At 51.2% G+C, this 13,343-nt stretch carries 13 protein-coding genes and 1 riboswitch; of the genes, 6 read left to right on the top strand and 7 right to left on the bottom strand.

Annotated elements, in window-relative coordinates:
• Positions 1 to 16: 16 nt before the first annotated feature.
• Genes KVT34_RS03725 through KVT34_RS03715 form a run of 3 tightly spaced genes read left to right on the top strand, consistent with a single transcriptional unit; the run spans position 17 to position 3,760 of the window.
• Positions 17 to 1,552: a spore germination protein gene (locus KVT34_RS03725; RefSeq protein ID WP_254634515.1), complete on the top strand. Its 1,536-nt coding sequence runs from the start codon at positions 17 to 19 to the stop codon at positions 1,550 to 1,552.
• Positions 1,542 to 2,639, top strand: a complete 1,098-nt coding sequence (locus KVT34_RS03720) for a GerAB/ArcD/ProY family transporter (protein WP_217556741.1) — start codon at positions 1,542 to 1,544, stop codon at positions 2,637 to 2,639. The genes KVT34_RS03725 and KVT34_RS03720 overlap by 11 nt, the downstream gene beginning before the upstream one ends.
• Positions 2,636 to 3,760, top strand: coding sequence for a Ger(x)C family spore germination protein (locus tag KVT34_RS03715; RefSeq protein ID WP_217556739.1), 1,125 nt, complete (start codon positions 2,636 to 2,638; stop codon positions 3,758 to 3,760). The genes KVT34_RS03720 and KVT34_RS03715 overlap by 4 nt, the downstream gene beginning before the upstream one ends.
• Positions 3,761 to 3,787: 27 nt before the next feature.
• Here KVT34_RS03715 and KVT34_RS03710 read toward each other — a convergent pair whose 3' ends face one another.
• The 3 genes from KVT34_RS03710 to KVT34_RS03700 form a co-directional block, all read right to left on the bottom strand.
• Positions 3,788 to 4,582 (bottom strand): SDR family NAD(P)-dependent oxidoreductase, encoded by a 795-nt coding sequence (locus KVT34_RS03710; RefSeq protein ID WP_217556738.1) that lies wholly within the window; start codon positions 4,580 to 4,582, stop codon positions 3,788 to 3,790.
• 22 nt (positions 4,583 to 4,604) lie between these two features.
• The gene (locus KVT34_RS03705; RefSeq protein ID WP_217556737.1) at positions 4,605 to 5,123 is read right to left on the bottom strand and encodes an NUDIX domain-containing protein; all 519 of its coding nucleotides are present in this window, start codon (positions 5,121 to 5,123) and stop codon (positions 4,605 to 4,607) included.
• Between the two features lie 409 nt (positions 5,124 to 5,532).
• The gene (locus KVT34_RS03700) at positions 5,533 to 6,615 is read right to left on the bottom strand and encodes a VanZ family protein (RefSeq protein WP_217556736.1); all 1,083 of its coding nucleotides are present in this window, start codon (positions 6,613 to 6,615) and stop codon (positions 5,533 to 5,535) included.
• 440 nt (positions 6,616 to 7,055) lie between these two features.
• Here KVT34_RS03700 and motA point away from each other — a divergent pair, with 440 nt between their 5' ends.
• On the top strand, positions 7,056 to 7,853 hold the full coding sequence (gene motA / locus KVT34_RS03695; protein ID WP_217556735.1) for a flagellar motor stator protein MotA: 798 nt from the start codon (positions 7,056 to 7,058) through the stop codon (positions 7,851 to 7,853).
• Positions 7,846 to 8,646 carry a flagellar motor protein MotB gene (gene motB / locus KVT34_RS03690; protein WP_217556734.1) on the top strand — a complete coding sequence of 267 codons (801 nt, stop codon included), beginning with the start codon at positions 7,846 to 7,848 and terminating at the stop codon, positions 8,644 to 8,646. Before motA ends, motB begins: the two co-directional genes overlap by 8 nt.
• 211 nt (positions 8,647 to 8,857) lie before the next feature.
• Here the strand turns inward: motB and KVT34_RS03685 are convergent, their stop codons facing one another.
• On the bottom strand, positions 8,858 to 9,907 hold the full coding sequence (locus tag KVT34_RS03685) for a DUF1835 domain-containing protein (protein ID WP_217556733.1): 1,050 nt from the start codon (positions 9,905 to 9,907) through the stop codon (positions 8,858 to 8,860).
• A gap of 216 nt (positions 9,908 to 10,123) precedes the next feature.
• Positions 10,124 to 11,122 (bottom strand): DMT family transporter, encoded by a 999-nt coding sequence (locus KVT34_RS03680; RefSeq protein WP_217556732.1) that lies wholly within the window; start codon positions 11,120 to 11,122, stop codon positions 10,124 to 10,126.
• A 126-nt stretch (positions 11,123 to 11,248) separates the two neighbouring features.
• Positions 11,249 to 11,394, bottom strand: a riboswitch (FMN riboswitch).
• Positions 11,395 to 11,855: 461 nt separating this feature from the next.
• On the opposite strand from KVT34_RS03680, the gene KVT34_RS03675 reads away from it, so the two are divergent.
• The gene (locus KVT34_RS03675) at positions 11,856 to 12,191 is read left to right on the top strand and encodes a DUF3139 domain-containing protein (protein ID WP_217556731.1); all 336 of its coding nucleotides are present in this window, start codon (positions 11,856 to 11,858) and stop codon (positions 12,189 to 12,191) included.
• 272 nt (positions 12,192 to 12,463) lie between these two features.
• Here the strand turns inward: KVT34_RS03675 and KVT34_RS03670 are convergent, their stop codons facing one another.
• Together KVT34_RS03670 and KVT34_RS03665 are read right to left on the bottom strand one after the other, a co-directional pair.
• A complete protein-coding gene (locus tag KVT34_RS03670; RefSeq protein WP_217556730.1) occupies positions 12,464 to 12,910 on the bottom strand; it encodes a macro domain-containing protein in 447 nt (148 codons plus the stop codon).
• 1 nt (position 12,911) lies between these two features.
• Positions 12,912 to 13,196, bottom strand: coding sequence for a YolD-like family protein (locus KVT34_RS03665; RefSeq protein WP_217556729.1), 285 nt, complete (start codon positions 13,194 to 13,196; stop codon positions 12,912 to 12,914).
• Positions 13,197 to 13,343 lie beyond the last annotated feature (147 nt).

The following is a 13,343-nucleotide window of genomic DNA, read 5'->3' as shown; positions in this document are numbered from 1 at the left end:
GTGTGGTGTGTATTGCATGAGTCTCTATCGCAAGCTTCTCCGGGCTGCCCGGAACTCAGGAACGGGTGAAAATCCCCAGGAACCGGAAAATCCCCTTCAGGCTTCCGATTCCATTGCCATCAATATCAGTTATCTTCAGCAGAGTCTCTGCCATACGGAAGATATGAAGCAGAGACCTCTCCCCTTCGACGGAACGGACGGAATGCTGGTTTACCTTGAATCCCTCGTGGATCAGGACAAAATACAGCTTCATGTGATTCAGCCTCTGCACGAGAACACCGGCCAAGAGCCGGACAAATCCTTTCATATTTTGGAAACGATCCGTGAAACTGCACTGGATAATGCCGTCAAGGCTTTGATTCAGGGAAAATGCGTGTATTTTCTGGAGGGTCTTCAGGGGTTTTATATTTTGGCAACCGAAGCGATCTGCAAACGAAGCGTGGAAGAACCCCAGAACGAAGGCGTGATCCGGGGTCCGCATTACGGCTTCATCGAAGTTCTGAACGTAAACTTGTTTCTGATCCGCAAGCTGATTGCAAGCCCTTACTTGACGGTACGCTACTATAAGGCCGGTACGCATACGCAAACCCGGATAGCTCTCGTTTATATGAAAAATATCGCCAATGCCGAGCTCGTTCAGGAAGTCGAGGAACGGATCCGGGCCATTTCCACCGACACCGTGCTTACCACGGGAATTATTCAGGAGATGACGGAGGATCACCCGTTCTCTATGTTCCCCCAGCATTTGGCCACCGAGCGCCCGGACCGGACCGCATCCAATATCATGGAAGGACGCGTCGCGATTCTTACGGAAGGTAGTCCGACCGTTCTTATCGTTCCCGTCACCTTCTTCGCCTTCTACCAATCGCCGGACGATTATAACGGCCGCTGGATCGTCAGTTCTTTTGTCCGGATGATTCGGATGTTCAGTTTCCTGCTGGCCTTCACGCTCCCGGCCATTTACATCGGGACCGTTTCCTTTCATCCGGATATTTTGCCGCTGGAGCTTGTACATACGATCAAAAGCTCGCTGGAACGCGTGCCGTTCCCCGCGATCGTCGAAGCCATGCTGCTCGAACTCATCTTCGAGCTGCTCCGCGAAGCGGGAATCCGGCTGCCCAGCCGGGTCGGACAGACGATCGGCATCGTCGGCGGTCTGGTCATCGGGGATGCCATCGTACAGGCCGGACTCGTTTCCTACACGATGATCATCGTCGTTTCGCTGACCGCGATCGCCTCGTTTCTTGTCCCGTCCCACGAAATGAGCTCGGCCGTGCGGATATTACGCTTTCCGCTGATGATTGCCGCTTCGATTTTCGGATATGTGGGAATCGCTTTCGGTCTCATGCTTCTGACGATCCACTTGTGCAAACTGGAATCTTACGGAACGCCCTACTTCTCTCCTTTCGCACCGCTGAGAATAAAAGATATGAAGGATGTGTTTGTCCGCTTCCCTTCTTGGCTGCTCAACGCGCGTCCCCATGACGCCAATCCTAAATTCATGAAGCAAGAAGAGGCGACCTCAAGGAGCTGGAAACGGGATGAAGATTGAACCCAAGGACACCATTTCGCAAGGCCAGCTTTTTCTGCTCATTATCAAACTCCAGATCGGTGTCGGCATTCTGTCGCTGCCGTACCGTCTTCACCAGCTCGCCAAAGGCGGAGGCTGGATTTCGGTCCTGATCGCCGGTGTTTTCCTGCAGGTAATCCTCGTTATGATGTGGATGCTGATGAAACGGTTCCCCTCCTACAGCGTGTTCCGGATCGCATCCGCCATCACGGGCCGATATGCGGGCGCTTTGATCGGAGCCGCCTACGTCGCCTACTTCCTTCTGGTCGGGGGCGTCGTCATGATGGGCGCGTTCGATATCATCAACCGCTGGATTCTCCAGAACACCCCGCGCTGGGCGGTGTTGTTCTTGTTTATGCTAACCGGCGTTTATTTGATCCGGGGTACGTTTCGCACCATTACGCGCATCTTTATCCTGTTCACGTTTCTCATCGGGCCGATGATGTTCCTTATCGGATACGGTGTACACCGCGCGAATCTCTTGTATCTGCTTCCGCTTAACGAGGCGGGAATCTGGAATATCGTGGTAAGCTCGAAAGAAACGATAACCGCCATGTACGGATTCGAGCTGATTCTCATCATTTATCCTTTTGTAAAAGGAAATCATGCGGGCAAACTGAAAGCCGTTTCGGCCGGCACCTGGTTTGTCGTTTTGTTTTACGCCTTCACGGTATTTACCTGCATGACCGTTTTCAGTCCCCAGCAGTTGAACATGATTCCGGAGCCGGTTATGTATCTGCTGCGTTCGCTGCCGTTCGGGGCGATGGACCGCGCGGATCTGCTGTTCCTCCCCATCTGGATGATCTCCATGGTAGCCTCCATGACCGGCTATTGCTATGCCGCCGCATTCGGCATCGGTCATCTGCTGAAGCATAAGGACCATAAAAAAGCCGCGCCCTTTGCGGTAATTATTTCTTGTATCATCGCGTATCTGCCGCAGACGAAGGAGCAGTTCGAGCTATTTTCGTATATCGCCGACGCGTCGGCTTATTTTTTCCTCATCGGATTCCCGCTCCTGCTCCTGCTGCTGTCTTACGCACTCAAGAAGAAAGAAGGTGGTCTCGCATGAGACGGGCCGGACGTATCGGGACCGTGCTGCTCCTGCTCGCCGTGCTGCCGGGCTGCTGGGATGAGGATAGTTTAAGAAATGCCAGGCTCGGGTACGGAGCCGGGTATGATCTCACTCCCGACGGCAGGCTGATGCAGACGATGGAAGTTGTGGATGAGTCCAAACAAACCGAGCAGCAGGGCTCGGCCAAGAACGAGGTCGAGTCCGGCGTCGGTTATTCCGTCAGGCAGACGAGCGACATCATCCGCACCAAGGTAACCGGCGATATCCGGTACTTCAAGTACGGCTTCATGCTGCTCGGTAAAAGCGTAGCGGAAAAGGATTTGTATCCGTACCTGGATATTTTGTACCGCGACCCGCGCAATCCGACTTCCCGGGTTAAAATCGCCGTCGTGGACGGGTCCACGAACGAAATGCTGCGGCTGAAACAGATCGGAAACATTCTCATCGGCGAATTTATTACAAGGAAAATCGAAAGCCTGGAAGAGATGAGCATTTTTCCCGAATTATCGCTGGAAACGATGCTCACGCTGCTGCTGGACCCCGGTCAGGACTTCGTGCTCCCCTATCTTAAACAAGACGGCAATACCGTCAATGCCATAGGGATCGCTCTGTTTAACGGTCAGCGGATGACAGGCAGCCTAAACGTGGAGGAAGCCATTCTGTACTCGCTTCTCTCGGGATCTCACAAAGATACGGCAAGATTTGTGCGGAAAATTAAAGAGGGGGACCGGAGTAACTTGGAGAATTACATCACGTTCGATGCGGGGGGAAAGAAAAGCAAGCGCAAATTGAAAGTCCAGGTCCGGGACCGCAAAGTGGATGTTTATCTGGATCTGAACCTTCCCGTGAGAGTGACGGAATTTGCCGAGGATCATCTGCATAAAAAGGGTACGGTGAACCGGCTGAACAAAGACTTGTCCGCTCTCCTGACCGAGGACGCCGGAGCCTTGATCGAGAAGCTGCAGGAAAGCGGCTGTGACGCATTCGGAATCGGCAGACGGCTGATGGCCCGCCATCCAGAATTGTGGAAGTCCATGGATTGGCTGCAGGAGTATAGAAACGTCCGTTTCCATCCGAAGGTCACCGTGGAAATTGTGGGTTCGGGCGTCTTTAACTGACCCGCCGGTCTTGCGGACCTCTGCCCGTTATACGCCCGGATTCCAAGATGCGCTGCCGTCTTCGGGCATTCCCGGCAGAATCAAGCCGCCGTCTATCCGCAGAGAGACGCCGGTCACGTAAGACGCCTGCCCGGATGCCAGCCATACCGCCGCATGGCCGATATCGTCCGGCAGCCCTATCCGGCCCAGGGGGACCGTCTCGGCGAACTTGTCCAGCTCCGGCTCCGGTTCCCGCACAAGGACGGCGCCGGGAGCGAGGCAGTTGACGCGGATTCCGTAAGGCGCCAGATCGAGCGCGGCGGCTTCCGCCGCCCGCTTCAAACCTGCCTTGAGTCCTCCGTAGGCGACATCCTTCGGATAAGCCCGCTCGGCCCTCGAGGAGGTAATGTTCAGGATGCAACCGCGAATGCCTCGCTCAATCATGTGACGGGAGGCATCCCGCATCAGAAGCAGCGGAGCGCGGAAATTCAGCCCGTATAAGCTGTCCAGGTTTTCCGCGGACAGCTCCTGTATGCGGCCGTACAGCCCGATGCCGGCGTTGTTCACGAGAACGTCGAGGCGGCCGAGGATTCGCAAGGCCTCCGGCACGGTTGTTTCGGCCGTTTCAAGCTTCCTCAGGTCGCCTTCGATAACTCCGCATAGGACTCCCGATAAGCTTGAAAGCTCCTCGGCGGCTGACGCCGCGGCCTTCCCATCCTGATAATGGGTAATCGCGACCCGGTAGCCTGCCGCCGCAAATGCAAGGGCAATGCCCCGGCCGATTCCGGTGCTCCCTCCCGTTACGAGTACGGCGGGGGGTTGTCCGTTCTGTTTCTCTGGCATGCCATTCTCCTCCTTCGTCTTTTCAATCGTCATGTGGCTTGCTTACGGGCCCGCAGTTCAAAGCCGCTTCCACGGCGCAGAGGATGAGCTCGTGATCTTCGATCACATGCGGAAGCTCCCCGGGCTCGACCCAGATGCGGGCTGTACACTCGTTATTCCGGATGAAAGAATGGCAGGCGGTGATATCCATCCGGTAAAAAACCTGATAGCCGACGAGCGGATACTTGCCGCCCGGAACGAAATTCGGGTTGTTCTCATGGCTCACCTCGATCATCCCGACCGGACGGATCATTCCTTCCGCGCAAGCTTCCTCCAGGCATTCGCGGCGCAGGGCCTCCCCGGGTGTCTCGCCCGGCTCCACGTGCCCGCCCGGCAAGCTATAACCGCGTGTTTTGACGCGGACGAGCACGATTTTGCCTTCGTAAAAGCAGACGCCATGCACACTCGTGACATCTTTTTCGGGAGGCGCTGCGGCAGCAATCCAGGTCAGGTTTACAAGATGGCCTCCCCAATCGGCCTCGATCGTCTTCGGTTTTAACATCGTTTGCCTCCGTTTGCCTGCTGTCGGTACCGGCACCTGCGCCGATGTCAAATTCTCAAAGCGGCTGCTGGTGATTTTACCGCCGCCTGTAATCCGGCCATTTCTGCCAAGCCGGGTCAAACCGGCTCAGCACGATACCGAAATCGACGGGTTTCTTCATTCCGGCTCCTCCGCTTCAAAGCTTCTATTAAAAGGAAGCGCCTTCATTGAAGTTCTCTTTTAAATATAACGGTTTCGGCCGAAAAAAAGAATCCGCCCGGGGTTAAAACAGGTTCCGGTTCTGAAAACCGGCCCTGTTCAGCCCGCTGCAAAAAGCCCCAGTCCTTATAAAAGAGGACTGAGGCTGCTTTTGTTTTAAAAAACCGGGGAAACGCAAGATTGGATGAGTCTCCGTGCGTTTGCCGTTTCCCTACTTGATTACGTGCCGCGTACCGCTTTTCTTCTCGTAAAACAGCTGCCGGTTGCGGTTGAATACACAGCGCAGGACGTGAATAGCGAACCAGGCATTAAACAGGAACATGGCAAACGTCGCGATGACCATCAGGATATCCGGAAGATTCTCGATCCCCGCCCGGATGTACAACTGGTTCAGGCCCCCGACGAAGAGGTACAAGAGCCCGTACCGGACGAAAAGTTCGTACAGCGTTATTTTATCGGATTTGCCTGTGAGACGGATACGGACGATCCATTTGCCGAGCGTCTGGCCGTTCCAGAAATAAGGCAGCACGATAAAATACAGCACAACGCCCACCGCATAAGGAAGCGGTACGTTCAGTACAGTCAGAATGGCAAGCACCGGACTCATCACGAACCAGTCGAACAGGAACGCCAGCCCGCGGCGGGTGTAAGTGACGCGCTTGGCCGCCAAATCCACTTTGTCATCGAGCGATTCGATCTTCGGCAGCAGGGAAGAAAGCCATTCCGCCGCCACATAGCCGATCATGCCCCCCGCCGTATTCATCATAATGTCGTCGACATCGAAGAGCCGGTATGGGTAATCGTAAATCCCGTACAGACCGGTGACCTGCGTAATTTCGAAAAACAGAGACAGACCTATGGAGAACAATAGGCACTTGACCCAGCTTGTTCGGAAATAATACCGCAGAAAAATACCGAACGGTACCGTCAGCAGTACGTTAAAAAACACTTGAAGGAACGCCCGTTCCTTCAGCAGATGCAGATAGGTGCGCGGCTGGTCCGCCACTACGGCCGTCTCCTTGAGGATATCTTCCAGGAAGTGGAATGGAATCCACTGGGCGTACGACTCCACCGCCGGAGGCGTATTGTGGATGCTCGGAGGAAGCGGCAGAATGATCAGAAATACGGCATTCATCATGTACAGAAGAAACAAGTAAAGCAGCAAAGCCCTGTAATAATGTACATATCCGTACTTCCGGTACTGGACGATCAGAAAGGGAAGCGTAAACAGGACCGCCGCAATCGGAAACGTCAGAAAAGCGTACGAAATCGGAAACAAATAGAACTTGAACATGGAAACACCTGCTGTAAGAGATTTGGTAAAGTCTGATTTTAGCACAAGTCATGCCGCTATGCACATCATGCCAAGAGCAGCGTCTTCATATACGCGTACATGCCCTTACACATCGAAACATTCACACAGCATCGCTAAAAAGCCGGGCATCATCGGAAGCCGGAATGAGAATAAGCGTATATTTTTCCTTTTACGCCTTAAAGTGGTTGAATTTTAGAAGTGCCAGTCATGTCGAATGGAATCGAAATTATTCGGAAACCCTTCGCCGGACAGGACGGAAACCCCTTCTCAAAACGATCTAAAAACGTCCAAAAAGCTTGATTTTCAGCCTTTTTGTGTGATTTTTGTGACACTTGCGGGAACTTGAAAATAACTGTTAACTTTATGAGTACCCTTGTCGATATAGGTCATACAACCTACAACAAAGAGGTGCGCAAATCTTGGAGAAATCTTCTATCATTGGTATTATTCTGGCGATTATCGCCGTAGGCGTCGGCATGGTTTTAAAAGGGGCCAGCCTGACTGCTTTGGTCAACCCCGCCGCTCTGCTCATTATTTTCGTCGGGACGGCGGCCACTCTCTTTATCGGATTTTCGGGCGAAGAACTTAAAAAATTTCCCAAACTGGTAAAAATCGTTTTCACCGAACAAAAGCTTATGCCCAAAAAAGATCTCATTAACATGATCGCGGACTGGACGGCTCTCACACGTCGCGAAGGCCTTCTTTCTCTCGAGGAAAAAGTGAACGATATCGACGATCCTTTCCTTAAAAGCGGAATGCGGATGATTATCGACGCCAACGATCAGGACTTCGTACGCGAGGTGTTGATGGAAGATATTGCGGCTATGGAAGAGCGGCACCGGAACGGTGCTCAAATCTTTACGCAGGCGGGAACGTACGCCCCTACTCTGGGGGTATTGGGAGCCGTTGTCGGCCTGATCGCGGCGCTGAGCAACCTGAACGAGATCGAGAAGCTCGGCCATCTGATCTCCGCGGCGTTCGTCGCGACTCTTCTCGGTATTTTTTCCGGCTATGTTCTCTGGCACCCGATTGCCAATAAACTGAAGCAGAAATCCAAAAAAGAAGTCACGCTGAAGCTCATGATGGTGGAAGGACTCCTATCCATTCAGGCCGGTATTTCTTCTTCCGCCGTCAAGCAGAAACTGCTCGTATTCGTACCAAGCTCCCAGCGTGAAGATGAGGCTTCCTCGAAGCAACCGGGTATGGACAATGAGTAAAAAGCACCGGAGAGAACATCACGAGGAACATATCGACGAGACCTGGCTCATCCCTTATGCCGACCTTTTGACGCTTCTTCTGGCCCTGTTCATTATTTTGTTCGCTTCCAGCCAGGTGGATTCGAAAAAATACGACAGTATTATGCGGGCTTTGAACTCCGCTTTTACCGGGGGAACCGGGACGTTCGAATCGTCCGCCAAAATCCCGTTGAACCGGGACTCCAGTACCGCGCTCAAGAAGCATGACAACCCGAACCCTTCGGAAAGCGAAGCGCTTCAAAAGCAGTACGAGGCCGAGCAAGCCGATCTTGAGAAGCTTAAACAGAAGCTCGATCAATACATCACGGACAACAAGCTGGGCTCCGAGCTGACAACGACCCTGAACGACGACCAGCTCATGATCACCATCCAGGACAAAGCTTTATTCGCCTCGGGGTCTGCCGTCATCAAACCGGAATCGCGCCTTCTGGCCCGGGCCATGACCGATATGCTGAGCCAATACCCGAAATACCGGATCGAAGTTGCCGGACATGCCGACAATGTGCCGATCAACAACAAGGAGTTTGATTCGAACTGGGATTTAAGCTCCAAGCGGGCCCTGAATTTCATGAAAATTTTGCTTGAAAATAACGCCATCGACCCGAGCCGCTTCCGTTCGATCGGATACGGCGAGTACCGGCCGGTGGATTCAAACGACACGACCGAAGGCCGGTCCAAAAACCGCCGCGTCGAGGTCAGCATTATGCGCGGCATCAAAGCGTCGGAAGTGAAAAAAAACGCCGAGGGCGAGTAGCGCACTCGAAAAAGAGCAGGTTCCCGATCGATGAGGGGAACCTGCTTTTTTTCTGCTGCCGGGAGACGGTGTGCAGCGTTTGTGCGGCTGCGATGCGGAGCCGGCCCGCATGGCGTCTATGCCCCGCATCGCAGCTTATCGCTCCGACTCCCATGTCGTTACGCCGCTTCATGCTGCCCGTTTCAGTTTTGCGGAATCCGGCAATTCCGGATCAAGGCGATTCGGCCAGCGCCACTCCGTAAGACTGCATGGCAGCCGGCACACCTTTGAACCTTAGCCGTCCATCGCTGATCAACGTCCACAGCCGGTATTCGATAAACTCGACCATAACGGCACCGCCCCAGCTCTCCAGCGCTTCCATAATCACCCGGCTGGCCGAGACGAACCCCTCTTCGTCATCGCTGCCGTCACGCTGCATTTGACCGACAAGAGCTGCGAGCGCCTCGTCGTAACTCTCCTCGGCAGCCGGTACTATTTTGCCGTCCGACCAGATATGAAGCTTCGCATCGGAAGCCGACAGCTCTTCCCATTCCCGGATGTACGCTTCCCTTGTCTGCACCCTCAAAGGCCGCTTTTCCTCTTCATGAAGCCGCACGATTTCTTCAATCGCTTCCGTAGAAAGGAAACCGAATGCGTAAGAATGCGGCACCGAGTCGAATCGGCGGGCTTTCCTTGCATACAACTGCGAAACATGGCCGATATAGACGGTATTCGGAGCATCGCGGAGGACAGCCAGGGCTAGACGCATCCCGATCTGCTCATGGGCGTGATCACCGGTCCAGATGGTAATGTCCTTGTCGGCGGGTAAGGCGCGTATAGCCTCCAGAATGAGTTCTGAACCGTGCCGGATCCCTGTTAACTGGGCGTACCCATACCCCTTGAAACGCTCGGACATCCATTCCAGCCGGAACTTCCGCCCTTCCTCCGTCTCCAGCCCCCGGATCGGCCCTTCGGAAAAACAATCATTGAACGCGAGGATCTCGCTTTCTTTCCTTCTGCCCAGGCTGCTGAGCGTACTCTTCAAAGCTTCCGCGTCGGACAGTCCCATCACAATGTGGACATGGCCTGCTCTTCCCTCGTTCTCCGCCCGTTTTCGGTCCAAATGTCCATTCCATATTTCTAAAATTTGTTTTTGAAAGCCATGTTCTTTCCCCGGAAGCTCGTCGTAACGCTGTGCTTGCTCCAGCATTTGCAGCAGCAGCCCCTTGGCTTCATTGGGATGAAGAGCGTGAATCGCGTCAAGCATATCCGGGCGCTTCATTTCCGTACACCTCACTTAGCAGGGTTATGTAAAATAATGGTACTCCATTTTATTTTAGCATAGCATCCTTCCGGAAATCCGGCTATACTCCCGACTATGGCTGCCTGAGGTTCACTAACCTCAACCCCTTCGGTCCCTACCTACTATCCTACAAGTGGAGTTCCGCTTTCGATGGATATAAAAAAGACCGCCGATAAGGCAGTCTTTTCGATAAGTTTAAACGGTCGAAGCGTCAATTTTTTCGTTGGAGCCTGACGCGGCGGCTTTACTTTCCGGGGTGCGTCCCATAAACCACAGCGTGGACCAGATCAGTAGGAAGCCGACCAATTGTCCGATTGTCAGGGCCTGATCGAATTTGAGCCAGTTGATCAGAACACCGACGGCCGGGAAGGACAGCTCCGCGATCGTCGCGAGAAACGCCTTGGTCGAGGACAAGCCTTTATAGTAGAGCAGCATGCTGATCAGCCCCGGGAAAAACGCCTGGAACAGCAAGTTCACCACAATGAGCGCCCACTCGCCCGTTCCTTTATGAAGCTGCCAGGCGTCCCCGCTTGCCATCAGCACGATAAACAGCAGCGGAATGGCCAGTAAAAACCGGAGCGAAGTTACGATCGGGAAATCGAGATTTTTTTGCAGCAAATATTTGCCCATGACCGTGGATCCGCCCCAGAGAATTGCCGCCAGAATCGATAGCAGACAGCTCAGGGTACCCAGATCTTTGAGCCCCAGCGACGGGGATTGAAACCCGAACGTCAGCAAATACGTGCCCGCAAGCGCGAAAAAGATGTATTTAAAAAATCGGGCCGGCAGAGCTTCTTTCAGCAATACGCGTGCCAAGGTAATCGCAAATAAGGGCTGAAGCTTTTGTAAAAGCAGCACGGCATTTGCGCTTCCATGAGCAAACGCCGACGTGAATAAAATCGTGGCGATCGCCGATCCGCCCCACGAAATGAACAGCAGCGCGCCGATAACGGCCAACGTCAGCTTTCCGGTCAGTTGTTCGCGGTACCGGATCAGGACGGGAAGCGCGTAGCAGGCGAGCAGCAGGTGCTCGATGAATACGATCTGCGCCGATGTTAAGCTTTTCAGCAGCAGGATGCGGAAAAGCGGATCGAGCCCCCACAAAGTGGCGCCCAGCGCGACATACCAAATGCCGTTAATCCCTTTTCCTTTCGTTAATACGGACTTTCCGTTAAGACCTAAAGCATTCTCCAATTCAAAAACCTCCTGTGGAATGTTTTGAATTGAACCTTCCGAAAAGAGACGATGCCCCCGCTGGAAGATCAACGGGGGCATCGACAAACAGACTTCATTAAAATGAAAAATTTTAATGAAGCTGCTTTTCACCTTCTCCCATCCGGACTTTACCGTCGGCCTTGGAGTCTCACCAAGTCAGTCCCGGCCGTAACAGCCGGGAGTCGCGGGCTTAAGGTACTTGCGTACCCATCACCGCCGGTTGGGACTTTCACCCTACCCCGAAGGTTCAATATTCAATTTCGTATGTTCTACTGGTGACCTTTAGCAGTCGTTTCGGTGCCGAAACCCTTGATATGAATGGATTTGTGGCAATCTTCGTTTTCCGCTGATGACCTATTGTTACTGCTAAGATCACCTGGTTTCCGACTGAAATCCTGCCGAAATCCTACCAAGAGCCCTGCCAAAAAACCACCTAAGAACACTTAACTGTAATTGAAATATTAACACTCTAAAATAAAAAAAGCAAGGGCTTATGCCCTGCTTCCTTTGCCTTTTTGATTATCATGTATCGCATGTTTTTATTTATATAATAGCCATGTATTAATTTATTTTCCCATTAACCAATATAGAACTTTACATATTTTACTATATATAGTATATTGATTGCGTTTCAAAAACCGTCTCTGAGCCCTGTAAGTTCGTTTCACAGAGCTCCCTCTATTCGAATTTTTATTCTATTCCACCAAGGAGAGTGGCAACTATTCGTAAAATTTGGCTTATTGTGTTATTTGTCTTCATGTTGGCTGTAGGTTTTTTTATTGGAGATTACTACGGAAGTGAAATAAAAATTAACACGGCAATCAGTCAATCTCTTGAAAAAAGAACAGTAGAACATCTTAAAACTAAGGGCTTCGAATCAAAGGATTACACATTCAAAACAGTTAAAGCGCAAAAATTTGTTGGTATTGATGATTACGCAGTTGCGGTTCAATTTAAGGATGAACCTGAAAACACTTATTACTATAGCGAAGATACAGATGGAAAGATCTATCAATCAAGTAGGAATGGACAAAAACATATTGAGTAATAACCACAAGGCGTTGATTTTTATTTTCCTGTTACTATATTTGCAAACGAGTCCAGTTCTGATAATAATACAGTTTACGCTGTCCCTCCTGGTGGTGGACGTGTTTATCCTGGAACCAACGTCAGTGTAATACGGAAGACGTTTTAGTTACAAACGATATTCGTAGTATAGGACTACACGGGCATGCAACTATATTGTAGGCGACTGGTATCGTGTGACAATTAGCATTAAAGGCTTGGACTACAATCCAGGACTTACATCTTTGTATGTTCTCATTCGAACTTATATAGTGTCACATCATAATCTATAAAAACTTCTTCAATAATTTGTCCTACTATATCCCAATCTCCACCGGCTAAACCGCAACCAATATTGTACGGTAGAGCAATAGACTGACCCGACTTCATGGCCAAAGACTTTAATTCGTTTAATGCTCCGCGCAATGCAATATAGTCCGTATGTCTTTTTTGAACTCCATATCCATATTGTCCAAATAAGTTAGCAATCCATTTTTCATTCTTTGTCGGTACGATCTGACAATGGCCCAATAACTCTCCCTTGTTACTACATGTTTGTTTATATTGCATAAAAACTTCTGGGTATTCACGCTTAATTAATTTAGCTAGTCCAGCCCCCATAACCCCCATACAATTTACCTGATGACCCATAATATCCTCGGTGGCCTCCATTAAATTTCCTTCAACAATTTTTACACCCACGTTAATTCCCCTCTCGCAAGTCAGCCTTAATTACCTCTGCAAAATCGATAAATTCGAAGCCATCAACCAGCTCGATCTTAAAATTTTGCCTATATGGATTAATCGATGTAACAACGCCGATTAAATCTTGAAACTCATACTCTCCATATATCGTTACACATATTTCAGTTTTTCTCTTTAAGGAAATGCTGATATTCTCCATTACTATCTGCAGCTCATCTTCATGAAGTTCCAACATCATACGACTACTTTCCCACCGCCTGTTTCCACTTAGCTTTGTACTCATCTATAACGCTCTCCAATCTTAGCTACTCTATCTTTGACTTGACCGGCAGAAATTACGGAACTTGTGCGCAAAATTGCTATTTTCCCAAATTTATCTTTGATATTATCCATAACATTGTCCAAGGCTACTTTTCTTTTCGCTATCCCC

This window comes from Paenibacillus sp. GbtcB18 (assembly GCF_019091125.1).
In the GTDB taxonomy this organism is placed as follows: Bacteria; Bacillota; Bacilli; order Paenibacillales; family NBRC-103111; genus Paenibacillus_F; species Paenibacillus_F chitinolyticus.
The sequence above is the reverse complement of the archived record's forward strand: the minus strand, read 5'-3'. Positions and strand labels throughout refer to the sequence as shown.